The 24,960-nt window shown below is 53.0% G+C and carries 24 protein-coding genes and 1 tRNA gene; 21 read left to right on the top strand and 4 right to left on the bottom strand.

Features of this window, described 5'->3' with window-relative positions:
• Positions 1 to 103: 103 nt before the first annotated feature.
• From C8N40_RS02555 to C8N40_RS02535, 5 genes are all read left to right on the top strand, one after another.
• Positions 104 to 601 (top strand): TlpA disulfide reductase family protein, encoded by a 498-nt coding sequence (locus C8N40_RS02555; protein ID WP_108210204.1) that lies wholly within the window; start codon positions 104 to 106, stop codon positions 599 to 601.
• Between the two features lie 12 nt (positions 602 to 613).
• Positions 614 to 1,243 carry a thioredoxin family protein gene (locus tag C8N40_RS02550; RefSeq protein WP_108210203.1) on the top strand — a complete coding sequence of 210 codons (630 nt, stop codon included), beginning with the start codon at positions 614 to 616 and terminating at the stop codon, positions 1,241 to 1,243.
• A 362-nt stretch (positions 1,244 to 1,605) separates the two neighbouring features.
• Entirely contained in the window at positions 1,606 to 2,247 is a 642-nt protein-coding gene (locus C8N40_RS02545) for a hypothetical protein (RefSeq protein ID WP_108210202.1), read from the top strand.
• 86 nt (positions 2,248 to 2,333) lie between these two features.
• Positions 2,334 to 2,612, top strand: a complete 279-nt coding sequence (locus tag C8N40_RS02540) for a YciI-like protein (protein ID WP_108210201.1) — start codon at positions 2,334 to 2,336, stop codon at positions 2,610 to 2,612.
• A 63-nt stretch (positions 2,613 to 2,675) separates the two neighbouring features.
• Entirely contained in the window at positions 2,676 to 3,518 is an 843-nt protein-coding gene (locus C8N40_RS02535) for a sulfurtransferase (protein ID WP_108210200.1), read from the top strand.
• Between the two features lie 363 nt (positions 3,519 to 3,881).
• On the opposite strand, the gene C8N40_RS02530 is transcribed toward C8N40_RS02535, so the two are convergent.
• A complete protein-coding gene (locus tag C8N40_RS02530) occupies positions 3,882 to 4,259 on the bottom strand; it encodes a hypothetical protein (protein ID WP_108210199.1) in 378 nt (125 codons plus the stop codon).
• Positions 4,260 to 4,514: 255 nt separating this feature from the next.
• On the opposite strand from C8N40_RS02530, the gene C8N40_RS02525 reads away from it, so the two are divergent.
• The 16 genes from C8N40_RS02525 to C8N40_RS02450 all read left to right on the top strand — a co-directional run bounded on the left by C8N40_RS02525 (position 4,515) and on the right by C8N40_RS02450 (position 21,755).
• Positions 4,515 to 5,132, top strand: a complete 618-nt coding sequence (locus tag C8N40_RS02525) for a C40 family peptidase (RefSeq protein ID WP_108210432.1) — start codon at positions 4,515 to 4,517, stop codon at positions 5,130 to 5,132.
• A gap of 249 nt (positions 5,133 to 5,381) precedes the next feature.
• Positions 5,382 to 5,939, top strand: coding sequence for a YkvA family protein (locus C8N40_RS02520; protein WP_108210198.1), 558 nt, complete (start codon positions 5,382 to 5,384; stop codon positions 5,937 to 5,939).
• 215 nt (positions 5,940 to 6,154) lie between these two features.
• The gene (locus C8N40_RS02515) at positions 6,155 to 6,361 is read left to right on the top strand and encodes a hypothetical protein (protein WP_108210197.1); all 207 of its coding nucleotides are present in this window, start codon (positions 6,155 to 6,157) and stop codon (positions 6,359 to 6,361) included.
• Between the two features lie 259 nt (positions 6,362 to 6,620).
• Positions 6,621 to 7,361 (top strand): M48 family metallopeptidase, encoded by a 741-nt coding sequence (locus C8N40_RS02510; RefSeq protein ID WP_108210196.1) that lies wholly within the window; start codon positions 6,621 to 6,623, stop codon positions 7,359 to 7,361.
• 1,269 nt (positions 7,362 to 8,630) lie between these two features.
• On the top strand, positions 8,631 to 9,485 hold the full coding sequence (locus C8N40_RS02505; protein WP_108210195.1) for a LiaF transmembrane domain-containing protein: 855 nt from the start codon (positions 8,631 to 8,633) through the stop codon (positions 9,483 to 9,485).
• A 144-nt stretch (positions 9,486 to 9,629) separates the two neighbouring features.
• The gene (locus C8N40_RS02500) at positions 9,630 to 10,658 is read left to right on the top strand and encodes a sensor histidine kinase (RefSeq protein ID WP_108210194.1); all 1,029 of its coding nucleotides are present in this window, start codon (positions 9,630 to 9,632) and stop codon (positions 10,656 to 10,658) included.
• Positions 10,651 to 11,394 carry a LytR/AlgR family response regulator transcription factor gene (locus C8N40_RS02495; protein ID WP_108210193.1) on the top strand — a complete coding sequence of 248 codons (744 nt, stop codon included), beginning with the start codon at positions 10,651 to 10,653 and terminating at the stop codon, positions 11,392 to 11,394. The genes C8N40_RS02500 and C8N40_RS02495 overlap by 8 nt, the downstream gene beginning before the upstream one ends.
• A gap of 273 nt (positions 11,395 to 11,667) precedes the next feature.
• Entirely contained in the window at positions 11,668 to 12,300 is a 633-nt protein-coding gene (locus C8N40_RS02490; protein ID WP_108210192.1) for a TetR/AcrR family transcriptional regulator, read from the top strand.
• A 32-nt stretch (positions 12,301 to 12,332) separates the two neighbouring features.
• On the top strand, positions 12,333 to 13,703 hold the full coding sequence (locus tag C8N40_RS02485) for a TolC family protein (protein ID WP_108210191.1): 1,371 nt from the start codon (positions 12,333 to 12,335) through the stop codon (positions 13,701 to 13,703).
• Positions 13,704 to 13,736: 33 nt separating this feature from the next.
• On the top strand, positions 13,737 to 14,888 hold the full coding sequence (locus C8N40_RS02480) for an efflux RND transporter periplasmic adaptor subunit (protein ID WP_108210190.1): 1,152 nt from the start codon (positions 13,737 to 13,739) through the stop codon (positions 14,886 to 14,888).
• 19 nt (positions 14,889 to 14,907) lie between these two features.
• The gene (locus C8N40_RS02475; RefSeq protein ID WP_108210189.1) at positions 14,908 to 18,321 is read left to right on the top strand and encodes an efflux RND transporter permease subunit; all 3,414 of its coding nucleotides are present in this window, start codon (positions 14,908 to 14,910) and stop codon (positions 18,319 to 18,321) included.
• A gap of 4 nt (positions 18,322 to 18,325) precedes the next feature.
• Positions 18,326 to 18,577, top strand: coding sequence for an acyl carrier protein (locus tag C8N40_RS02470; protein WP_108210188.1), 252 nt, complete (start codon positions 18,326 to 18,328; stop codon positions 18,575 to 18,577).
• 481 nt (positions 18,578 to 19,058) lie between these two features.
• Positions 19,059 to 20,084 (top strand): phenylalanine--tRNA ligase subunit alpha, encoded by a 1,026-nt coding sequence (gene pheS, locus C8N40_RS02465; protein WP_108210187.1) that lies wholly within the window; start codon positions 19,059 to 19,061, stop codon positions 20,082 to 20,084.
• Positions 20,085 to 20,279: 195 nt separating this feature from the next.
• Positions 20,280 to 21,140 (top strand): 3-hydroxyacyl-CoA dehydrogenase NAD-binding domain-containing protein, encoded by an 861-nt coding sequence (locus tag C8N40_RS02460; protein WP_108210186.1) that lies wholly within the window; start codon positions 20,280 to 20,282, stop codon positions 21,138 to 21,140.
• Complete coding sequence (locus C8N40_RS02455; protein WP_108210185.1) at positions 21,130 to 21,549, top strand: QcrA and Rieske domain-containing protein; 420 nt, start codon at positions 21,130 to 21,132, stop codon at positions 21,547 to 21,549. Before C8N40_RS02460 ends, C8N40_RS02455 begins: the two co-directional genes overlap by 11 nt.
• Positions 21,550 to 21,681: 132 nt before the next feature.
• A tRNA-Asn gene (locus C8N40_RS02450) sits at positions 21,682 to 21,755 on the top strand.
• Positions 21,756 to 21,853: 98 nt separating this feature from the next.
• On the opposite strand, the gene C8N40_RS02445 is transcribed toward C8N40_RS02450, so the two are convergent.
• The 3 genes from C8N40_RS02445 to C8N40_RS02435 all read right to left on the bottom strand — a co-directional run bounded on the left by C8N40_RS02445 (position 21,854) and on the right by C8N40_RS02435 (position 24,821).
• On the bottom strand, positions 21,854 to 23,545 hold the full coding sequence (locus C8N40_RS02445) for a GNAT family N-acetyltransferase (protein WP_108210184.1): 1,692 nt from the start codon (positions 23,543 to 23,545) through the stop codon (positions 21,854 to 21,856).
• 265 nt (positions 23,546 to 23,810) lie between these two features.
• A complete protein-coding gene (locus C8N40_RS02440; protein ID WP_108210183.1) occupies positions 23,811 to 24,329 on the bottom strand; it encodes a hypothetical protein in 519 nt (172 codons plus the stop codon).
• Positions 24,330 to 24,446: 117 nt separating this feature from the next.
• Complete coding sequence (locus C8N40_RS02435; protein ID WP_108210182.1) at positions 24,447 to 24,821, bottom strand: hypothetical protein; 375 nt, start codon at positions 24,819 to 24,821, stop codon at positions 24,447 to 24,449.
• Positions 24,822 to 24,960 lie beyond the last annotated feature (139 nt).

The following is a 24,960-nucleotide window of genomic DNA, read 5'->3' as shown; positions in this document are numbered from 1 at the left end:
CGCCCAAAGCAACTCCCTCAAAACCATACTTCCTAAACCCAACAGTAAATACTAATTTTAGACAATATCACACGTATACTTTCCTCTGAAACGTTACCCAATTATGACGAAGCTAAAACTAAACTTTCTGCTGCCCACGCTGGCCTTTGTACTTGCCGCCTCCCCCGCTTTTGCCCAGGAGGTGAAGGTGATAAAGTATAAGGAGCTGGAGCAGATCCGCAACGCCCCGCACGACACGCTGTATGTGGTAAACTTCTGGGCCACCTGGTGCAGGCCCTGCATCAAGGAGATGCCCTACTTTGAGGCGCTGACCGAGCAGTATAAAGACCAGCCGGTGCGCGTGATGCTGGTAAGTATGGACGCCGTCGAAGATCTGGACAGCCGCGTTAAACCTTTCGTGCAGAAACGCAATCTAAAGTCTGACGTGCTGTTGCTCGACGAGGTGGACGCCAACTCCTGGATAGACAAGCTGGAGCCGAAGTGGAGCGGGGCCATCCCGGCCACCATGGTGTTCAACAACAAGCGGAAACAATACGAGTTTGTGGAGGGCGAACTGTCGCAGGAGGCGTTGCAAGGCATGATTTCAAAGTATAAACCATAACCAAACCGCACTATGAAAAAAGCAAACCTTCCTTTCGTGTTCTTTATGTGCCTGCTTTTTGTGGGCGCCCTGCTGGCGGCATCGCCTGCCAATCCCGGCTACCAGGTGGGCGACACTGCCCGCGACTTTAAACTGAAGAACGTGGACGGCAAAATGGTATCCATGGCCGACCACAAGGATGCTAAAGGCTTTATCGTAACCTTTACCTGCAACACCTGCCCCTACTCCGTGGCCTACGAAGACCGCATCATTGCCCTGCACAACAAGTATGCGCCCAAAGGTTACCCGGTTATCGCCATCAACCCCAACGATGCAACTGCCTCACCGAAGGATTCCTATGCCGACATGCAGCAGCGCGCCAGGGACAAGAACTTCCCCTTCCCCTACCTGCACGACGAAACGCAGGAAATCACCCGGGCCTACGGCGCCACTCGCACACCGCACCTGTACATTGTGCAGAAGCAGTCGGACGGAAAGTATAAAGTTGCCTACATCGGCACGATAGACGACAACTCCCGCGACGCTTCCAAGGTGGAGAAGAAGTATGCCGAAGCCGCCCTCGACGAACTGGTAGCCGGCAAGTCAATTAGCCAGCCCAACACCAAGGCCATCGGCTGCACTATCAAGTGGAAGGAAGCGTAATTTGTATTTTAGCTTTGCATTTACAGCCCCTGCCATACCTCATGACAGGGGCTTTTTATTACCCGCAGCCTACATGGGTATAATTGTTTTATAATCGTAAAAAACAGACCCAATCTATTTTATCCCCTCCCGGAAGTGCCAAGCAATATAGGACGGCACAGAGCAAAGCACCTTTACCTGCTGTCTATTACCTGTTTAGAGCATATACTTTGTTTTTATTGCAGCACTTTCTGGTTTGTAGTATATTGAATTTCCTATGTCCAGCTTAGAAAGCCCGGTCACGGAAGTATAAACTCCGCATATAGTGCAGATAAACCTAATAGGCTTCCGTTTAGCTATAAGTTAGCGGTAATTAATATCATATGACAAATATTGAAAGATTTTCATCTTCTCCTCAAAAGCTAGGAACCGCTCTAACTAAGTTATTCTTCGAAAAGTCAAATCTCGATAATAATGCTGTTGAATTAGAAATCTCTATTGACTCTGGAAACTTAAGTGTAAGGGAGTTTAGCAGTTACTTGGACATTATCTACAGAATAGATGGAATGACAAGCGAACTTGGCTACAATCGCTATGTACAAATTCCAGAAGCTCAAATTCAAATATCTGAGATTAGGTTTGGTTCTGTTCTCATCGTTATTGAAAGGCTTTTACAGAATTTAGATGCTACTAACATTGTTATTATTTGGATTTCTCTTAAACTATTACCAAAAGTTATCAATGCCACAACCCAATCTGGTATTCAAATATTTGAAATGCTAAATAAGCGTGAAGAATACCTTGAGAAAAGAGACAGAAGGAAATTTAGAAAAAAGATTCGCGATTCGATAAACGAGGACAACGAATTACAAGAAATTGATAAGAATCTAAAAGAAAAACTAGTTGACTTGCTTGATGAAATTTATTTTAAAAATTCACAGAGGATTGGGCCGGCATCTAGGTTTGCGGATAAGTCTGTAAAATCCGTTCAAATTAAAACCAAAAGAAAAAATAACAATCGCTAACATTGTGTAAACATCCTACTTCGGCCGACAGCCTCGCACACTGTTTACACGAGTACCGTTAAAATTCACTAACCCATACATAAAACATGTACTACATCCTTTTTTACAAAACCACCGAAGATTACCTCGAAAAGCGCGGCGCTTACCGCCCGGAGCACCTGGAGCTGATTAACTCCTACCATGCCAAAGGAGACCTGGTAATGGCCGGCGCCCTGGCCGAGCCTGCCGACAGTGCCGTATTTATCTTTAAGGGCGATAACACGCAGGCTGCCGAGGCTTTCGCCAACAACGACCCTTACGTAAAGAACGGGCTGATTGTGGAGTGGGAGGTGCGCCCCTGGAACGTGGTGGCTGGCGGCGAGTAAGCCCGCAGCGACAAACATTTTATACTTTAATTCAGCCCTTCAACGCTACAGCAACAAAAAACTATGAAGCCGATCATCAAGCCACAGGAATTGCTCACACTGCTACACCAGGAGGCGCCTATCCTCATAGACGCCCGCTCCGGCCCGGATGCCCGCGACAAGTATAAATCAGAACACCTGCAGGGCGCACTGTTTGCCGATCTGGAAACCGATCTGGCCCGTCCGACTGATAACCCGGCCGTAGGCGGCAGGCACCCGCTGCCGAGCGCTGCGGAGTTTGCGGATTTTGTGGGCCAGCTCGGAATACAGCCTGACAGCCACGTAGTGGTGTATGATGATGCAAGCGGGGCCAACGCCGCTGCGCGTTTCTGGTGGATGCTCCGCGCCCTGGGCCATGAGAAGGTGCAGGTGCTGGACGGAGGCTATAGTGCCGCTGTGGCAGCCGGTGTTCCGGTAAGTGGCAAGGCGGAGCAGCCTACGCTGCAGCCTCCTTACCCGCAGCAGGGCTGGCAGTTACCTATGGCTACCGTGAAGGAGGTAGAGCAGGCCGTGCAGCACCCCGAGAACCTGGTGATAGACGTACGGGCCGCAGCCCGCTTCCGTGGCGAGGTAGAGCCCATCGACCTGGTGGCCGGCCACATTCCGGGCGCCACAAACATCCCCTATACTTCCAACCTCGACAGCAACGGCTTTTATTTGCCGCAGGAAGAGCTCCGGGCAAAGTATAAAGAGGCCCTGGGCAGCCGAAAGCCGGAAGAGGTGATGGTGCACTGCGGCTCCGGTGTTACAGCCTGCCATACCCTGCTGGCTATGGACTACGCCGGACTGGAGATGCCGAAGCTATACGTGGGTTCCTGGAGCGAGTGGTCCAGAAGCGGGCGCAAGGTTGCTACCGGCGAGAAATAAAGAATAAGAAGCGTTTGTGCAATACACACAAATAGCAGCCTGGAACTAAGGCTTTACCTGTTCCCGGCCGCTATTTATAATCTTAAGTTGAGACTAGCTATTCACTTGCTTCTGCAAACCTACCCCGCCCCTGCCAGGAAGGAAATATCTGTTAACGATTACACCCCTATAGTCCCCTCAAGGGGACAGTCCCGGTAGAACTTAAGGCCCCTGCTCCAATGAGGGGAGTAACTTACATTTATGCGAAATTCCCCTCTTGGGAGGGGCTAAGGGGTGGGTTAACCGCAGTCTAAGCTTTAGCAGTCTTTTGTCCTTTGTCTAAAATTCCTTTGCCCAAACTCTCCAGACTCTTACAAACTTGCCCTACTCCGTTCTCTTCGTGTCGATGGGCAGCGGGGCTTCTGTGGGCGTAATGGCGCTGGCTGCTTTTTGCGAGGGGTTCAAGTGGCGGCGGTGCTTCATGCCCTCCAGCCTGGCCTCCACCTCAAACTTGTTGTTGTAATAGCCCACCCGCCACGACTCTTTCAGGTACAGCCACAGAAACCGGAAAAAACCGTGCTCCCGGAACTGCCGGATATGGCACAGCTCGTGCGCCAGCCAGCCCTCGTCCTTCAGGAACGTGTCCCGGCTCACGCCGCTCAGGTGTATGGTTTTGCCCAGCACCATGGCCACATTGCTGCTTTTTAGCACCATGCGCGCAATACGAGCAAAAGGCGAGCGTTCTACAACTTTAAAATCCATAGGCTTAAAACAGCACTTTATTCTAGGGAAAGTATACGCAAATATACTGCCTTGCAGCCCCCTGAGGTTGCCTGATACCTGTTAAAGGCGCAACAGTTGCTCTACCAAAGCGGTATGGTATAGTTTGGCACTTAGGCTGCTATGGTTTACTTTTGCCTTGTATTGGCTTATCCGGCACCCTACGTAACGCCTGCCGATAGTTCTGAAAGTTACATTTACAGGCGCCTCCAGGAAGCCTGGCATATGGTTAATTCTATGAAAAAGGCAGTTATACTTAGTGTTTTGGCGATGCTGTCGCTGGCGCTGTCTTACCTGTACGAGGTGGCTCCTGTAAACGCACCGGCCACTGAACCAGCGAACGAGACATATGCTATTGTGGCGCCTTTTGCCGCACCTGCCTACGTGCCACACATGTGGGCCGACGCCCTTACGCCAGAAGAGGAAGCCCAGCCGGAGTACGAGGAGTATTACGTCAGGAAGCTGGGCCTCAGGTTCCGAAACCCGGACTACCGCACACTCGTGGAGGAAGCCTCTAAATGGATTGGCACCCCCTACCGTTTCGGCAGCAGCAGCAAGCGCGGCACCGACTGCTCGGGCTTTGTTACCAGCCTTTATAAGGAAGTGTACGGCATCACCCTCAGCCGCAGCTCCCATACGATGTTCGAGGATGTGGCCCACATACAGAAAGACAGCCTCCGCACCGGCGATTTGGTCTTCTTCCGCCGCAGCTCCAAAGAGCCCATCTTCCATGTGGGTGTTTACCTCAAGAACAACAAGTTTATCCACTCGGCCACTAATGGCGGCGTGATGGTCAGCTCGTTGTCGGAGCCCTACTACCGCAACTATTTTTACGCCGCCGGCCGCGTAAATTAGCCGCATCCCTGCCAGTTTATACTTTACCAGTGCGTCCGGGGCGGCACCTGCAAAACATTGGGAAGCAGCTGCCTGTTAACCGCTTGGCCGGTTTCTGCCCCGGCAGGGCTGCGCTAAAAACATCCCTCCCGGCAAAACAATTTTATAGGGAGAAAGTATAGGAAGGTTACCGTTTGTTTACGCAACTTGCGCCCCCGTTGGCGGCTACAGCCCAACCACACCACTTTTAAAGTATAGCACACGACAAGCATGACAGAGAACAACACAGGCCCTGAAGGAAAAAAGATAGCCGACACCCCCCTTTTTAAGAGGTTGCTGGAGAAAGCAGAAGCTTACCTGAAACACCCGACCCAGGTAGCCAAACTAATCAGCGACACCCTAAAAAAAGCCACTGCCAAGAAAGGCGTAGGCGCCATCGCCGGCGAAGTATGGGAAAACCTGCAGCTGCTGACGCGCATGATAAAAGCGGCCAGCTCCGGTGAGTACAAAGGCATCCCTACTGCCACGCTAGTAGGCGGTGTGGCCGTGCTGATTTATTTCCTGATGCCAATAGACATAATCCCGGACGTGATTCCGGTGATTGGCTTGCTGGACGACGCCAGCCTGCTGGCCTGGTTTATGGCGGGTATAAAAACCGAACTGGATAAGTTCAGGGAGTGGGAGGCCACCCGCCCTATCAGGGTAACACCGAGAGAGCAGGAGCCTCATGCGCCTGAAAAGCACGACGCTGACATCTCCTTCGGCACCCCCAAGTATAGCGACCGCTCTGCCGGCGACATCCAGACCGAAACAAGACCCAATTACTAAAGTACCAGGACAAAAGAAGGCTAGATAAAGGACCGAAGACGTTTAAAGTATAGATGTGGATAGCATTTCTATAATGCTGTCATCCTGAAAGGATCTTGTGGGCAAGCCGCATTTGCCTAACCGCCCTTCTACCAGGTTTCTTTCAGAATGAAAGTTCTCTTTTATACTTCAACCTGATACTGTTCCTATACTTAATCTAATTAAAACGCCATACTATGGAAACGAACAAGAAAAAAGACGAGGAAAAGAAAAATAAAAAGCAGCAGGAGCACACCACGCCTGATGCCCACCATGCTTCCGAAGGCCACCACGGCGGAGGCAAGGGCACGCACGAGTCGTCGGAGCGCTCCTCCACCACCGACAGCAGCCGTGCGCCCAAGAACCCGCATGACGACATGCCCTCCGGCGGAAACGTACGTTAAAACAGATTGCTTTACCCTATTCGATGCAGCGGCAGGTTATAGTATAGCCTGCCGCTGTTTTCTTGTACTTTATATAGCTAACAAAGGCATTTAAAAGCGCTCTTTCTCAGGATAACTTCTGCCTTTATTTTGTTTAATATAGCACAATATCAATACACTAATTTAAAATAAAAGCCATAAAAGCTCGCAGCTTAGGCTTTTTTAAATTAAATTAATAACTATCTTTGGCCGAAAGAATTTGTACTTTAACTTTTAGCCAGTGTCTTCATCATTCTTACGTCTTACATCCGTCAACCTGCATATCGACGGGATTGGAAAGGTGCTGTTTGAGCGGAGCGATAAAGCCAAGCGCCTGAGCATCAGCGTTCGTCCGTTAAAGGGGGTGCGCGTAGCCGTGCCACCGCACATCAGCTTTGAGAAAGCCGAACAGCTCATCTACACCAAAACCGACTGGATTAAGGAACACCAGGCGCGCATGCAGCAACAGGAGGAACGGGTAACGGTTTACGACCACAACTCCGAGTTCAGAACCAAGTTCCACAAGCTGCGCCTGCTCACCCACGCCCGCTACGACATGCGCTGCGTTATCCAGGAGGGCTACATCAACGTGTTCTACCCCGCTTTTAAGGAGGTGCAGGATGCGGATGTACAGAAGTTTATCCGCAGCTCGATAGAAGAAGCCTACCGCAAGGAAGCCAAGCAGCATTTGCCGCAGCGGGTGGCCTACTTTGCCGAGAAGTTTGGGTTTGCGTACCAGAACGTGTTCATCAAGAACGCCAAGAGCCGTTGGGGCAGCTGCTCGCATACCAACAACATCAACCTGAACCTGCACCTGATGCGCCTGCCCGACGCTCTCTGCGACTACGTGATTCTGCACGAGCTGGCGCACACGGTGGAGAAGAACCACGGCCCCCGCTTCTGGGCACTGCTCGACAGTGTATGCGGCAACGCAAGGGAGCTCGACAAGAAACTGAAAGCTTATAGAATCTCTATTTTCTAATTTGCCTATTGCTATACTTTACTACACTGATTTATACTTATTGTTAGAAAACAAACTGGCAACGGCCCAAGAAGCTGCTGCTACCCGGTATCCTTGCGCCATTTATACTTTTGAAGAGGCGTGAAAAAGCGCTGCAGGCCAACCTGCAGCGCTTTTTGTTTTTTTTAAGGTATAACCAGTTCCTTCTCTCACGCCGGCCTTCCCCTAAGAACGGTGGAGGGAGTTTAGTTGCACCGAGTCCAACCACCCCTACCCCTCCTTAGCCAAGGAGGGGAGTCTGTGATTACTCTGGGCTGAAGTATAAATTTCATGGCCCCATTTCTCGTGCGGACAGGTCGGAACCTGTCTCTACAACGTATAAACCCACCCCCATCCCAAGAGGGGATTTCTGGTAACGATTACACCCCTATTGAGCTTTGCTCGCAAGTTTCGAACTCTCGTTCTCACTTGTCCTTAAGGGGACAGTTTCTATTCTACTATTTTATGCTTTCCTTTCCAGTAGCAAAAGCCGTAGCTATCGACCTTATCCCAGCCTTTGGGTTGAGCGCCTCGAGAGGTTCCGGTGCCCGAAGGGCATTGCGACCGAAGGGTAGCAAAGGAAGCGAAAGCAGCGCGATGCCCGAAGGCGAGCCCTCCCGGCCTTGAGGTAGCCAAGTTGGAGGTGAAACGAGCCGCTTGTGGGAACTGGAGGATGAACGGCAGCTAATAAGGATAGCTTGCTTCAAATGGAAGGAAGCGGTGGCTATAGGAAGTATAAACTGGCAAGTATAACTATGGCTTACGCGGACTTGGAGGTCCGCAGCAGAGAGGTTCTGGACAAAGATGTCCGGAACAGCTATCTTAAAGAATAGCCAAAGTATAAAGTATGGCTTTTTAAGCCAGTCGAGTCAGAGACTCAACATCATAGTTTAGGCACGGGTTACAAACCCGCGCCAGCGGGGAGCTGCACGAAGCAGCGGTTCATGCAAGGCACAAACGGACGCCTGCTCCACCAAGAGAAAGTATGAAGTATAGCCGAAAGTATAAAATCCTGCCACTCCTTTCATCCTGAAAATCCTGATTCAGAAAAGTACAGCCCGCCTCTAGCTGTAAAAGCAACAACCATAACCCACAGCCCCCCATCGGTGAATTGCAGAAACACCCCGGCTTTCGTAGCTTACCGACGCAAACCCACCGCTTACCGACTTCTCCCCCGGGCCTGCCTATTCGTCCTAGACGGGCGGGCACATTTACAGTACCTTTACAACAGAAATTAAAACAAAAGGAACTATGGAAAACAGAAACCAATCTCCGAACCAAAACTATGGCGACCACTGGCCCGAGCCCCGCGGAGGCACCAGCGGCAAAGTGATAGCAGGCATGCTTCTGATTGTGGTGGGCCTGGCTATACTTGCCTCAAAGCTGCACATCTTCTTCCTGCCTGGCTGGGTGTTCTCGTGGCAGATGTTTTTAATCGTGCTGGGCCTTTTCATTGGCTTCAGGCATAACTTCCGCAAGCCGGGATGGCTGATTCTGGTGCTCCTCGGCACAATTTTCCTGATTAACGATCTGGTGACGGGCTTTAACCTGCGCATCTACTTCTGGCCAATCCTGCTGATAGGCATTGGCCTGTGGGTGATGCTGAAACCGCGCGGCCGGCGGGACCACTTCCATACTTTCCCGCCTGCTCCGGGCAGCCACACCACGCAACATCGGCAGCCGGAGTACAGCCACGAAAGTACGGGCGGGGCCACAGAGCCGGAGAGCGGCACATACGCAACCTCAGAGAACAGTGCATACGGCACAGAAGATATTGTGGACGCGGTGGCCATACTTGGGGGCATCAAGAAAAACATCATCTCGAAGAACTTCCTGGGCGGAGAGGTGGTGAGCGTGTTCGGGGGCACAGAACTGAACCTGAGCCAGGCCGACATCCAGCACCCGGTTGTGCTGGAGGCGACGCAGATCTTTGGGGGCACCACACTCATCATACCGCCGCACTGGGAGGTAAAGTCAGAGATGGTGGCTATCCTGGGCGGAATCGACGACAAGCGCCCGATTATGCCCGGCGGCTACGACCCCAGCAAGGTGCTGATCCTGAAAGGAACCTCGCTCTTCGGCGGCCTCCAGCTCAAGAGCTACTAAGTATAGGCTTTCCTAGTTGTTAGTTGTTAGTTGTTAGTTGTTGGTTGTTAGAATTGAGTTGATAACTGGTAAATTCACTCTACGCCAAACTTTCTAACTTTTTAACCTTCTAACTCTCTAACTCCAAAACTCTTAAACTCTCACATGTCTCCGAGCCGGATTATACTTGCTTACCTGGGATGGGCGCTGCTCTGGGCGGTGGTGCAGGCCGTGCTGATCTGGACGGCGGGCTTTAGCCTGACAGTGGCGGTATCGGATGCCCTGCTGACCAACCTGCTGCTCACCATTGGGGGCTATGCCATGGGGGCTGGGTTGCGCTACTACCAGCCAAGTATAAAAGAGGCGGCTTACCTGCTGGCCTGGAGCATGGGCCTGGCCGTGCTCAGCACCATGGTCTTTTACTGGCTTACCACCAGAGTCCACAAAGGAGATGTGGTGTACCTCGATTTTGTGGATGCCACCCTGCCGGCGCGCTTCGTGTTTACCTGGCTGCTGGTGCTGCTGCTTTTGCTGCTGAGCTGGTTCTGGTTTTATACGTTGGAAAGGCAGCAGGACGAGCAGCGCCGTGCCACCGCCGAAAAACTGGCCCGCGAGGCGGAGCTCCATACTTTGCGCCAGCAACTGCAGCCGCACTTCCTGTTCAACAGCCTCAACTCCATCAGCGCCCTGGTGGTGGCGCGGCCGGAGCAGGCCCGAAAAATGATACAACAACTTTCTGATTTCCTGCGCGGCACCCTGCGCAAGGACGATCAGCAGCAGGTGCCTCTCTCCGATGAGCTCAAGCAGCTGGAGTTATACTTAGAAATAGAGAAAGTGCGCTTTGGGCACCGCCTGCAAACTGCCATTGAAGTACAAAATGAAACGATGAACATGCGCCTGCCAGTCCTGTTGCTGCAACCCGTGGTGGAGAACGCCATCAAGTTCGGCCTTTACGACACCGTGGGCGATACGGTGATAAGTATAAAAGCCACCGCCCAGGACCACCACTTGCTGCTGCAGGTGCAAAACCCCTACGATCCCGCCACCACGCGCCCGCAGCGGGGCACCGGCTTCGGCCTTAGCTCCGTGCAGCGGCGCCTCTACCTGCTCTATGCCCGGCAGGACCTGCTGCAGACGCAGCAGCAGGACGACCAGTTTATCACCAGCATTAAAATCCCGCAGAAAAATGATTAAATGTTTAGTTATAGACGATGAGCCGCTGGCCCGCAGCATTGTGGTAGAATACCTGCAAAAGCACCCGGAGATGGAGGTAGTGCAGGAGTGCGGCGATGGTTTTGAGGGGATAAAGGCCATCCAGCAGCACCGCCCCGACCTGGTTTTCCTCGACATCCAGATGCCCAAAATAAACGGCTTTGAGATGCTGGAGCTGGTGGAGCAGGCGCCTGGGGTGATTTTTACCACCGCTTTTGATGAGTATGCCCTGAAGGCGTTCGAGGCCAACGCCGTGGACTACCTGCTCAAGCCCTTCAGCCAGGAGCGTTTCGATGCCGCCGTAGAAAAGTGGCAGGAGAAGCAGCGTGTAAAGGCAGCGGAAAACAAGGTAGAGGAGCTGGCCGAAGTGCCCGCCAAGCAGCCCGAGGAGCACCTGCGCATCGTGGTCAAGGCCGCCAACGACATCCGCATCATCCCGGTAAAAGACGTGCTATACCTGGAAGCCTACGACGATTACGTGAAAGTATATACTGCCGAAGGCCTCTTTCTGAAGAAGAAAACCATGGGCTACTACGAGCGCGTGCTGGACCCCAAGCAGTTTGTGCGCGTCCACCGCTCCTACATTATCCCACTTTCCCAGCTCACCCGCATCGAACCGCTGGAGAAAGACAGCCATGTGGCCCTGCTCAAGAGCGGGGTGCGCGTGCCCCTGAGCCGGACCGGTTACTCCAGGCTGCGGGCAGTATTGGGCATTTAAGCAAGAATTTTTTTTTATAGGATACTCCCGTGTCACCTGCCCGGATAAGGGGTGACTATGCCTGCCGGTTCGTCTGCAGAAAGTATAATTTGGTGTACAGAACCCCGCGGTTCGTCCCGGAATCTGGCATTTGGCAGCGACAATGCGCGAGCCATTTGCTTTGCAAAAAAGCTATAAATGAGGCTCATAGGCTTTGTGAACGTCCCAAAATTTAAAGCAGGAAACTTTTGAAACAAAAAATGTTTCCATAGTTTTGCCGCACAAACTACCACTATGGAGATAGCAGAGAAGTCGGAAATAGAGTTAAGAATCCTGAAGGCCGCTTTTGAGATGTTCCGCCAGCGGGGCTTTAAGAGCGTGTCGATGGACGACATTGCCCAGCACCTGGGCATGTCGAAGAAGACGCTTTACAAGTGGTTCCGCAACAAGGACCAGGTGGTGTACGATGCTACGGCCTGTTACCTGCGCAGCATTCAGGAGTCGTGCGAGGGGTACATCTGCGAGGCCCCCAACGCCCTGGAAGAGCTCTTCCGCATCATGACGCTGACCAAGCAGGTGTTTTCGGATATACACCCCTCTATTTTCCATGACTTGCAAAGGCACCACCCCGACAGCTGGGAACTGTGGGTGAAACACAAAAGCGGCTTTATGCTGGAGAAGGTGAAGGACAACATCCGGCGGGGCATAAAAGAAGGGCTCTACCGCAAAGATCTGGACGTGGAGGTGCTGGCCCGCATGCGCCTGGCCCTGATTGAGTTGCCTTTTAACCGGGAAGTGTTCCCGTCACATGAGTTCAACATCAGCCAGGTGCAGCTGGCGGTGCTGGAGCATTACATGCTGGGGATGGCCACTCTGAAGGGGCACAAGCTCATCAATGAATACAAGCAAATAACCGAAGAAGAATAACGACTACCAATCACTACCAAGCTACTAAAATTATGAAAAAACAAATCAGCCTGCTGCTTGCCATACTTTCGCTGTGCAGCGGCAGCTTTGCGCAGGGGCAGCAGGAAACGATGCGCCTGAGCCTGCAGGAAAGTATAACCTATGCCCTGAAGAACAGGGCCAGCCTGCAGGCCACCCGCAACGAGGAGAAAAGCGCCAAAGGCAGGGTGGGAGAGATTCGCGCCATGGGCCTGCCACAGATAGACGCGATGCTGGAGGTGGGCGATAACTTTGTGCAGCAGCAAACCTTCCTGCCGGCCGAGTTCTTCAACGACCCGAACGACCCCAACTCGCCGCCGCCCGGCACGTTTGTTCCCATCACCTTCACGCCGACCTATACCAGCAATGCCGTGCTTTCGGCCAGCCAGCTGGTGTTCGACGGCTCCTACCTGATTGGGCTGAAGGCGGCCAAAACCTACACCGAGCTCTCGCGCAGAACAACCACCCAAAGCGAGATAGAAGTGGCCGAGCAGGTGAGCAAAGCCTACTATAGCGTGCTGGTAAGTGGCGAGCGTATGCAGCTGCTTAACCAGAACATCACCCGCCTCGACACGCTGCTGTTCCAGACCAACGTGATGTTTGAGAACGGCGTGGCCGAGAAACTGGACGTGGACCGCCTGCGCGTGCAGCTCAACAACCTGAAGGTGGAGCAACAGAAAACACAGCGCCTGCTGCAGCTGAGCGAGAACCTGCTCAAGTACCAGATGGGCCTGCCGCAGCACCAGCCCGTGCTGCTCACCGATAAGCTTGAGGAGGTGGACATCGACATGAGCCAGCTGTACCCGCAGAATTTCGACTACGGCAACCGTATCGAGTACTCGCTGCTGGAGACCCAGCAAAGCCTGGCCGAGCTGGACGTGCGCAACATCCGCTCCGGGTATCTGCCCAAGCTATACTTAAATGCCCGCTACGGTTACAATGCCGCCAGCAACGAGTTCAGAAATATCACGACAACGAGCAATTACCTGGAGTATGGCTACGTGGGCGCGCAATTGCGGGTGCCTATCTTCGATGGCTTGCGCAGGCATTACCAGATACAGCAGAGCCGGGTGACCCTGGAGAACACCAAGTTAGGCTTCGAGACGCTGCGCCAAAGTATAGACCTGGAACTGAAGCAGGCCTCCACCGAGCTGACCAATGCCCTGGATGTGCTGAAGGCGCAGGAGGAGAACCTGGCCCTGGCCGAGGATATTGCCCGTGTGTCCAAGATTAAGTTTCAGGAGGGCGTGGGTACCAACCTGGAGGTGGTAACGGCCGAAACCGACCTGCGCGAGGCCCAAACCAACTATTACGCCGCCATCTACGATGCCCTTATCGCCAAGGTGAACCTGGAGAAGGCCACCGGCACATTACTCACAAAATAAAACTATCGAAAAACACCTATCTACTATCAGACCATGAACCGAAACTTAGCAACAGTATTTTTTGCAGGTATACTTAGTCTTGCCTCCTGTGGCGGCGAAAACGATAAACAGGCCCAACTGGATGCCCTGAAAGAGCAGCAGGCCAGCATTCAGAAGCAGATAGAGGAGCTGGAGGCGGAACTGAAGGCCGAGGGCAAAACCGTGGCCGTGCAGCAGAAAACCGTGCCCGTGTCGGTAACCACGCTGGCGCAGGACACTTTCCGCCACTACCTGGAGGTGCAGGGCCGCGTGGACTTTACGCAGAACGTGCTGGTGAGCGCCAAAGTACCGGGCGTACTGACAAGCGTGCGCGTGGAGCGCGGCGACCGCGTGACGAAGGGGCAAACTATGGCCACGATTGATGCGCAGGTGCTGGAGCAGAACATGGCCGAGGTAAAAACCCGCCTCGACCTGGCTAACGTGACCTTCGAGAAGCAGAAAAACCTCTGGGACCAGAAAATAGGCACCGAGATGCAGTACCTCACGGCCAAAAACAACAAGGAGGCGCTGGAGCGCAGCCTGGCAGCCCTGCAGCAGCAGCGCGATCAGTTTAACATCAAGGCGCCCATCAGCGGGGTGGTGGATGAGGTAATCCCGAATACGGGCGAGGCCGTGTCGCCGGGCGTGGGCATTATCCGGGTGGTGAACCTGGAGGGAGGCAAAATCGTGGCCGAGATCTCTGAGGCTTACCTGGACAGGATTTCGAAAGGAGACCAGGCCGTGGTATACTTCCCCGACCTGAAAAAAGAAGTGCCCATGACCGTGGACGTGGTGAGCAGCTTCATCAACCCGACCAGCCGCACTTTCACCGCAGAATTGCGCTTCCGCAACGGGGCTGACGTAACCCTGCGCCCTAACATGGTGGCCGTGGTGCGCATCGAGGATTACAAGAACGAGGATGTGGTGACGCTGCCGGTAAACCTGGTGCAGAAAGACGAGAAGACCAGCTATGTGTACGTGGCCCGGAAGCAGGACAATGGCTACATCGCAACGCGAAAAGAAGTGAAGACCGGCCTGAGCTATGGCGGTAACGTGGAGGTGCTCAACGGCCTTGCCGCGGGCGATATGGTGATTACAGCAGGCTACAAAAGCGTGAACGAGGGGCAACCCGTGGTGTTTGCGCAGAACAGCCTCACCCAGAAGTAAGGTCTAAAAGTATAAAACTATGAAAGAGTTTAAGCCAACCAGCTGGTCTATCGACAACAAGACCAGTATCTATATCATGACCCTCATCGTCACGCTGGCGGGTATCTTCTCCTATGTAAATCTGCAGAAGGAGAATTTCCCGGACATCGTGATACCGACCGTGATGGTGGCCACCGTACACCCGGGCACCTCGCCCTCGGATATGGAGAACCTCATCACCAGGCCCATCGAGAAGGAGCTGAAGGCCATTAACGGGGTGAAGAAGATTACCTCCAACTCCATGCAGGACTTCTCCATGATCGCCGTGGAGTTTAACACCGACGTGGAGGTGCCGGAGGCCAAGCAGCAGGTACGGGATGCTGTGGACAAGGCCCGCGCCGACCTGCCCACCGACCTGGATCAGGAGCCCAACATCCAGGAGATCAACTTCTCCGAGTTCCCGATTATGTATGTCAACGTGTCGGGCAACTACAGCCTGGACCAGCTGAAGGACTACGCCGAGGACCTGCAGGACCGCTTTGAGGCCTACCCCGAGATTACGCGCGTGGACATGGTAGGCGCCCTGGACAAGGAGGTGCAGGTAAACGTGGACCTGTATAAGATGCAGGCTGCCCAGGTTACCTTCACGGACATCTCCAACGCCATTGCCCGCGAGAACATCACCATCTCTGGTGGCAACATTACCGTAGGCGAAGCAAGGCGCTCGGTGCGTGTGACGGGCCAGTACGTAGACCCCGAGAAGATCGGGGACATTGTGCTGCAGTCGGCGGCGGGGGCCAACATCAAGCTCCGCGACATTGCCGAGGTGAAGCAGGGCTTCAAAGAGCAGGAAAGCTTCGCACGCCTGGGTAACGAGCCTGTTATCACGCTCAACATCATCAAGCGCAGCGGCGAGAACCTGATCGAGGCTTCGGACAAGATACACGCCACCATTGAGGAGATGCAGCGCACCTCGCTGCCCCAAGATCTGCACATCACCGTAACAGGCGACCAGTCTACCCAAACCCGCCATACCCTGAACGACCTGATCAACACCATCATCATCGGCTTTGTGCTGGTAACCCTGATCCTGATGTTCTTTATGGGTACCACCAACGCCATTTTCGTGGGCTTGTCAGTGCCGATTTCCATGTTCCTGGCCTTTATCCTGATGCCGACCTTCGGTTTTACGCTGAACATGATCGTGCTCTTCTCGTTCCTGCTGGCGCTGGGCATTGTGGTGGACGACGCCATTGTGGTGATTGAAAACACGCACCGTATCTACCATACCACTAACCTGAACATCGTGAAGTCGGCGAAGGTGGCCGCCGGGGAGGTGTTCTTGCCGGTGCTGGCCGGTACGCTCACCACCGTGGCACCGTTCCTGCCGCTGGCCTTCTGGCCGGGCATTGTGGGGGAGTTTATGTTCTTCCTGCCCATCACGCTGATCGTTACGCTGTTGTCGTCGCTGCTGGTGGCCTTTATCATCAACCCGGTGTTTGCGGTGTCCTTCATGAAGCGGCACGGCGAGGAACAGTCTACCCCACGGTCGCGCAGGATATTCTGGGTCCTGATAAGTATAGCTGTGGTGGTGGCGGCCGTTGGCTACATAGCCGGCTGGTATGGCACGGCCAACCTGATCATGCTTTTTGTGGTGCTGATACTGCTGAACAAGTATGTGCTCACCGGGCTTATCAATAAATTCCAGGGCAGTGTGCTGCCGCGCTTCATGAGCGGCTACGAGCGGCTGCTGCGCTGGATGCTGGTGGGCAAGCGCCCAATCGGAATGTTTTTCGGTGTCATCGGCCTGTTATTTTTCTCGTTCATCCTGACAGCCCTGCGCCCGCCCAAGGTGGAGTTCTTCCCCAGCAGCGACCCGAACTTTGTCTATGCTTATATCAACATGCCCATCGGTACTGATCAGGCTGTAACAGACTCTGTTACCAAGATTGTGGAGCGTCGCGTGTACAACGTAATTGGCCAAAACAATCCGGACGTGGAATCGGTTATTTCGAACGTAGCGATTGGGGCAGGTGATGAAAACGACCGCACCACCACGGCACAATCTCATAAAGGAAAGGTTACCGTTGCCTTTGTGGAGTATAAAGACCGTCAGACGGACAAAACATCGGCCGAGTACCTGACCGGCATCCGGGAGGCAGTGCAGGGGATACCCGGTGCGGAGATTACCGTGAGCCAGGAGCAAAACGGCCCGCCCGTGGGTAAGCCTATCTCGATAGAGGTGGCCGGAGAGGACTTTGAGGAACTGATAGCCATGTCGAAGCAAATCAAGCAGTACATCGACCAGCAGCAGATTGGCGGGATTGAGGAACTGCGCTCCGACCTGGAAGACAGCAAGCCGGAGATTGTGGTAAACATAGACCGGGAGCGCGCCAACCGCGAGGGCATCAGCACGGGCCAGATAGGGCAGGAGGTGCGTACGGCCATCTTTGGCATGGAGGCCTCCAAGTTTAAGCTCGACGAGGAAGAGTACCCGATTCAGGTGCGCTACGCCGAGCCATACCGCGACAACATCGACGCGCTGCTGGACATGCGCATCACCTACCGCGATATGAACACGGGTATCGTTCGCCAGATTCCGCTCTCGTCGGTGGCGACAGTGGACTACACCAACTCCTATGGAGGCATCAAGCGCAAAAACCTGAAGCGGGTGGTAACGCTGGAGTCTAACGTGCTGGATGGCTACAACGCCAACGAGGTGGTGCAGCAGATACAGGGGGCGCTGCAGAACTTCGAGACGCCGGAGGGCTATGAGATAAGTATGGGTGGCGAGCAGCAGGAGCAGGAGGAGTCGGCAAACTTCCTGATGATTGCCCTGGTGGCGGCCTTCTGCATCATCTTCCTGATTCTGGTGACGCAGTTCAACTCCATCTCCAAGCCGTTCATCATCCTGTCGGAGGTGCTGTTCTCCATTATCGGGGTGCTGCTGGGCTTCTCCATCTTTGGCATGGATGTCTCGGTCGTAATGACAGGCGTGGGAATTGTGGCACTTGCGGGCATTGTGGTGAAAAACGGTATACTTATTGTGGAATTTACGGACATCCTGCTGAGCGAGGGCAAGGAACTGAGGGAGGCGATTGTAGAGGCCGGAAAAACACGTTTGAACCCGGTGTTGCTTACGGCCACCGCCACCATACTTGGCCTGATTCCGCTGGCATTGGGCCTGAACCTGAACTTCTATACGTTGTTCACGGAGTTTGAGGCAGGCCTGTTTATGGGTGGCGACAGTGCCGCTTTCTGGGGCCCGCTCGCCTGGACGATTATTTTTGGCCTGGGTTTTGCCACGGCAGTTACGTTACTAATCGTGCCGGTGATGTACCTGCTTAACGAGAAGCTGAAGGACAGGCTGATTGGCAAGGAGAAGCGGGGCTTCCTGAAGCTGCAGCAGCAGGAGGCGCATGTAAACGGAAAAGTTAGAGAATACACATTATAGATTTATGCTTATAACAGATACCGCTATTGAGAAGGAGGTTATCCGTATCATTAGCAAAACCAAAGAGATAAAAGCTGACCGCCTGTGGGCAGACAGAATGCTGAAGGACTTCGGTTTTGATATCGTGGACGTGGTGGATATCATCCTGGAGTTGGAGAAAAACTTCAAGATCACGATTCCCGATGAGGTGAAGATAGACAAGGTGGGAGACTTTGTGAAGTACGTAGCCTCTCATACCGTAAAGGAAGTCGGTTGATCTGAAGGACACACAATGGCCTTTAAACACGGACGCCCCGGGAATTAGATCCCGGGGCGTCTGCTTTTTTGCGCCGGCTCCAAGTCCTGCCGGCTCATGATTAAGCTTTTCCCTGCCATATTTTATACTTGTGCTATACTTTCCCCTGCTGGTGCGGATGTGCAACTCGTGCCTATGATGTTGCCAGGCCTGTGAGTCGGCTGACTTGAAAAGCTATACTTTATACGTTGGTTATACTTTTAAATAGCTGTTCCGGGCACCCCTTCCCCAAACCGACACTGCTGCGGACTTCCAAGTCCGCGTAAGCCATACTTTATACTTGCCTGGCGCAAGCGTCCGCTTGTGCCTTAGCCAACGCTTCCTTCTACGCGGGGTTTATACTTGGTAAGGGCGATTGGCCCTCATGATAAACACTCTCCGCTTATAACTCAGCATGACCTAAATAGAGGCGGAACGCGTCAATTTATTATCTTTGCATACTATGGTCGAGAACATACAACAAGTAGCACAAGAGATAGAGGCCGCGTCGCTTACCAACGCTGCCGAGTTGGAGCAATTCCGCATTGCCTACATGGGGCGCAAGGGCCGCATTGCTGACCTTTTTGACGGGCTGAAAACGGTAGCGCCGGAGCAGCGCCGTGAGGTGGGCCAGCAACTGAATGCCCTGAAGAACCGGGCCCAGGAGCGCTTTGACCAGGCGCAGGAGCAACTGGCCAGCGCCGCCGACAATGCCGGCGACACAGGCTTCGACTTTACCCTGCCCACCATACCTAATACGCTGGGCACACGCCACCCGCTTTCGCTGGTGCGCCAGGAGATTGTGCGCATTTTTGAGCGCATCGGCTTTAACGTAGCTGAGGGGCCGGAGATGGAGGATGATTGGCACAACTTCTCTGCCCTGAACTTCCCGGAAAACCACCCGGCCCGCGAGATGCAGGACACCTTCTTCCTAAGCGAAGACAAGGAGAAACTGCTCCGCACCCATACCTCCACCGTGCAGGTGCGCCTGATGGAGAACAACCAGCCGCCGCTGCGCAGCATTATGCCGGGCCGTGTGTACCGCAACGAGGCCATTTCGGCGCGTGCGCACATGGTCTTCCACCAGGTAGAGGGCCTGTACGTAAACAAGGGGGTGAGCTTTAAAGACCTGAAGGAGACGCTGTACTACTTTGCCAAGGAGATGTTCGGCCAGGACACCCAAATCCGCTTTCGTCCGTCGTTCTTCCCGTTCACCGAGCCTAGCGCCGAGATCGATATTACCTGCTTCATCTGCAAAGGCGAAGGCTGTAACATCTGCAAAGGCAGTGGCTGGGTAGAGATTGGCGGCTCAGGCATGGTAGACCCTGCCGTGCTCCAAAGCTCCGGCATCGACCCGAAAGTATACTCGGGCTTTGCTTTTGGCATGGGCATCGAACGGATTACGATGCTGAAGTACCAGATAAAGGACCTGCGCCTCTTCACCGAAAACGATGTGCGCTTCCTGCGCCAGTTTGAAGGGGTTATCTAGACCAGTGATTAAGGGGATTTGATTGATTAAAGTATGATTTCTTTAAAGCGTTATCTTAATAATTCCTCTTATGTCTTCAGTCTACGATTATAAAGTATAGAGTTCGAAAGTCGAATGTCTTTATTGGGATTATCAGACATAAAAATCCTTTTACCCACTGATAAGTCTCTTTAATCACCGGTCAACAATCCAAAGATGAAACTAGAGGATATCAAAACCATAGGCGTAGTCGGTGCCGGAACCATGGGCCAGGGCATTGCGCAGATCTGTGCGCAGGCAGGGTATAAAACCATCCTGTTCGATATCAACGCACAGGTACTGGAGAAGGCGCAGCAGACCACCATCCAAAACCTTGACAAGGGCATTGAGCGGGGAAAGCTGAGCGAGGCTCAGAAAGCGGCTGCCCTTGCCAACCTCACCTATACCGGCGACACGCTGCAGCTGCATTGCGATGTAGCAATTGAGGCGGTGGTAGAGCGGCTGGAGGTGAAGCAAAGCATCTTCAGAGACCTGGCCGGCATCAATTCCCCCGATACCATACTTGCCTCCAACACGTCCTCTATTCCGATAACGCAAATTGCTGCTGCCGTGCCCAACCCGGAGCGCGTGGTGGGCATGCACTTTTTCAACCCGGCTCATATCATGAAGCTGGTAGAGGTGATCTCCGGCGCAGCCACTTCCCCGGAGGTAGCCCAAACTATCAAACAGCTGGCGGAGAAGCTGGACAAGACGGCTGTGATGGCCAAAGACTCTCCCGGCTTTATTGTGAACCGCGTGGCACGGCACTATTACGTAGAGAGCCTGAAGCTGCTGGAAGAGGGCGTGGCCGATGTGGAAACAATAGACAAGCTGATGCAGGCCAGTGGCTTTAAGATGGGCCCTTTTGAACTGATGGATTTGATTGGCGTGGACACCAATTTTTCAGTCACCACCTCCATGTTCGAAGCATTCCACTACGACGCCAAGTTCAGGCCGAGCCGCATTCAGCAACAGAAAGTGGACGCGGGGCACCATGGCCGCAAGTCGGGCAAAGGATTTTATACGTATGAGAAGTAAGCTCCTGCTACTGCCCCTGCTGACCATACTTGCCGGTGCCTGCAGCAAAAACAGCAGCAACCACCCCGTTATTCCCAACGTGCCGGTAAATACGCAGCTCAACATTAACAGTCAGCTGTACCCCGAACTTCGCCAGGATGGTGGCTACGCGTACCTGCCGGAGGGCTATAAGGGCATTATCGTAGTGCGGCAGAACGCTGGCAGCTACCTGGCTTTTGAGCGCACCTGCACCTACGACCCCGGCAACGACTGCCTGCTGGAGGTAGACCAATCACGACTCTACATTACCGACCCTTGCTGCGGCTCCCAGTTCAACCTGCAGGGCCAGGTCATCGGCGGTCCGGCCATTTCGGCCCTGAGGCAGTACCGAACTTCGTTGGTTGCCTCCACGCTCTACATTACCAATTAAATTTTCAGATTGATTTACAGCAAATTAATCTAGCCAAGAAGTTTTTTTTAAGGCCATACTTGCGTATTAAGCTTAACTGCCGTAATATTGCATCATCAAACGGCGAGACAGTTGCCGGCGAGAACATAACATTCCTCCTTAGCTCAGTTGGTTAGAGCACCTGACTGTTAATCAGGGGGTCCCTGGTTCAAGCCCAGGAGGGGGAGCAGAAGCCACTCAGAAATGAGTGGCTTTTTTATTTTGTATACTATAGCTCAGCGTTAAAGCCAGTTACTCAGCCCCCTCCTGCACCTAACAGAATTCGCTAGTTGTCACGCAACACGCTTTCTACAGCAAAGCCTGCCTGCTCCAGTGCTGTGCGTATGGTTTTGTCGGTGTCGCCGACTCTTAGGTAGAGAGGCGAGCCATGGTTAGGTAATTGTGTGGCAACGGCAGCTATAAACACGGGTAAGGCTTTTTGTGAGTCCGCGTGGCAGTAAACCCCGTCAAGCATCACCGCCCCATTGGGTAAGCAGGTACGTTCCTTTCCGGAATGCTTCATCTCCGGGAGCCTCCACACACAAGCTACAAGGCATCCATCTTTTACCAAAGTATAAGCCTGCTCGCCGTTTTCAAATCGTTGCACACTCTCTTTCAGAAATTCCCAACGTGTGATGGCCCCTCCACCCGCATCAAAACCTAAGAGATCACACAGGCTGTTCACTTTTACAGGGGCACTATCTGCAGCATCGATCTTAGCCGGTTCAATCCTGAAAACTATACTGCTTTCATCCCCACTGCCCCGCTCGGCCAGGGCACCTATACTTCCATGCCTGGCTAGTTTCAGCTTTTCTTTCCCAAGTTTTAACTTTTTATCAATAGAATGCTTCACGTGCTTCAGATTGATGCCTGCACCAGAGAACATCGACTTGCTCCCCTCCTTCAGGTAGTCATAGTATAACCTGGTGGATAATGCATCCCACTGGCTTGTGATGCAGAGCTCGTAGAGCTGGTCGTGCGTATTGGCTAATCTTTCCTTATACTCGTGCCCTCCCGGGGTTAGGTCAAAGGCCTGGTACCCTTTTCCGTACAAATGCTGACCGAGCATCACCATGATTAAATAGCCAGGAGAGTACTTGCCGTATAGTGGTGAGTGCGTATTGATACCGGCACCGTGCAGCCACTTGTTTTTGCCTTCGGTGGCCACAAGTGAAGCAGCGATATGGCCGTTCACCCGCAGCACCGTTACATGAAGTATGTTCTGTTTAAAGAGGGCTAGAAGAAACTCCTTTTTCTGCAGGTTCTTTCTGAACGGCGTTTTATTCAATGTCACCGCCTTCCGGAAGTCATATTGGTCGGCAAGTTCATCCAATACAGAAACGAAGGCATCATACTCCGTAATCTGCTCATAGGTAAGGCTGCCGAGCCTGTTCAGGCGGTTGCGGCACTCCCTGAACTGTTTTTTGCTGAAGAGCTTCCCCACATCGGGGGCACTAAAGTCCATCACCGGGCGCAGGAACGGGCGGATAACGTGCCGCCTGCTCCAGTAGGTATCCCCGACTAACCAGCCAAGAGGGGTTTGAGGGGGGATGTACTTAAACGTGATTTTTTGCCCGGGAAACTTCTGCCTGACCAGGCTTAGGGCGTTCTTTATAAACCTGTTATCGCCATAATCCGCCACAAGCCAGGCATGATAGTAGGCGTTCCACCCTCCGGCTGCCGTAATCCCAAGCTCTTTTACATCTTTAGCCAATGTCAGGAGGCCTGTAAGTCTGCCTCCTGTTTCTTCCTTCACCATAATCGGCAAATGCTGCCGATGGTATACTTGATACCACACGCTTACATACTCATGGCTCTGGAAAACAGTGGCCCAGGGGCACGATTGGTAGAGGCCGGACCAGCTAAGCAGAAAGCTATCATCCGAAAGCAGTTGTAGAACGCTCTCCCCTGTCATCACCTTGGTTTCAACCACCTCCGCCTCGTTCAGGGTCGGTTTATTGGGTAGGTTTACTTGCATATATTATATATTACTTGTTTATGGCACCGCCAGTTGTGGTCCAGGCGACCACAAATATGACTTTTCCGACCATAAGCATTACGATGAGTGCAGGCTTTAGGTAAGAGCGGCGGCTGAATAAAAGTCAAAAAAATTATAAAAAAAGCAACAGGCAGAACAAGGGAGCCTCGCCTGATGAGCTTGGTATGTTTGTAAAAGAAAGAGGGCCGGATAGCTACACCCGGCCCTCTTTAAGTATGGGCTTATACTTTACTTTTATTATTGATTATGCTGTGGGCACAGAAGTATGAGATGAGACAGAGGCTGAAGCTGCCGCAATACCTTCATTGGCGATGGTGCTCCACTTGTTGGCAGTCTGCAATTCCTCGGCCAGCATCAGGTTAACTTCGCGGCTGTAAAACTCCAGGCATACATCCTGCGCCTTGGCGTCTCGGGGAGTGAAACGCAGTTCTATCTGGTCAATTACCTTCGTTCCGTTCGATTCGCGGCTCAGGTTCGATACGCTGCACTTCTTCATATCAGCCAGATTCACTACCTTCTGCTGCTCCCTGTCCTTGAACTTCCTCACATAAAACAGCTTGCGCTGCCCCTCATCAAGGCCGATGCCGTAGCAATCATCCCAGAACTCATGCTGTGTTAACTTTAGCTGCTGCGCCTCGCCCTGTGCAATAAACTCATGCAGGTGCTTCTCAGCTTTCTTTTTCTGTACCCTTTGGATGTACATAATTGGCACCACAAACAGCGCCAGCGCAATTATTCCTATAATTATGGTTGATAAATCCATCTTGCTATACTTCTTTTTATAAATTAACTACACGCCACGGCCTAGCATGCACCAGCATGCCAGTAGGGCTTTAAGGAGGCTGGGCCGCGCCCAGCCGTTACCGGAAGTATAGATGAATTACCAGAAGTAATGGAAGGGGAAGATGATTTCCCGGACAGTCAGGCTCAGGCAGATTAACCTTGAACGCAGCACCTGTTGCGAAACAAGGCTTTGCACCTTTAGCTCAAGCGCATAACTATGCGCCAGTAAGCTGCCTGCGTTGCCTTTGGATGGTGGCGCCGGTTGGCTTTGTGCAGTATTTACCCGCTCCTCTGCCCGCTGCAGGCCTGCCAATTTGTACAGCTCGTTTGCCGACAGCTTGTCCGGCTCTTTATTGGCCTCAGCCGCCCGGGGCAACGTATAAACTGCTTCTGCATAGCGCCCCTGTTCCGAGCCGGAGTAGCCCAGCACGGCAAAGGCAAAGAGCAGTATGTACTTTACAAAGTGGCGCACGTTACAAATCTACAAGGTTATACAGTAACCACATAACCCCACCTCCAGATTATTTTAATCACACATTTGATAAGCGCAGCCCACCGCAAGCTTTATACTTTTGTGCCGTAATACCTCGCCTGCCAACCTTTTAAAGGGC

The organism is Pontibacter mucosus (genome assembly GCF_003054055.1).
Taxonomy (GTDB): Bacteria; Bacteroidota; Bacteroidia; order Cytophagales; family Hymenobacteraceae; genus Pontibacter; species Pontibacter mucosus.
Note: the sequence above shows the minus strand (reverse complement) of the source record. Positions and strands in the feature narration are given on the sequence as shown.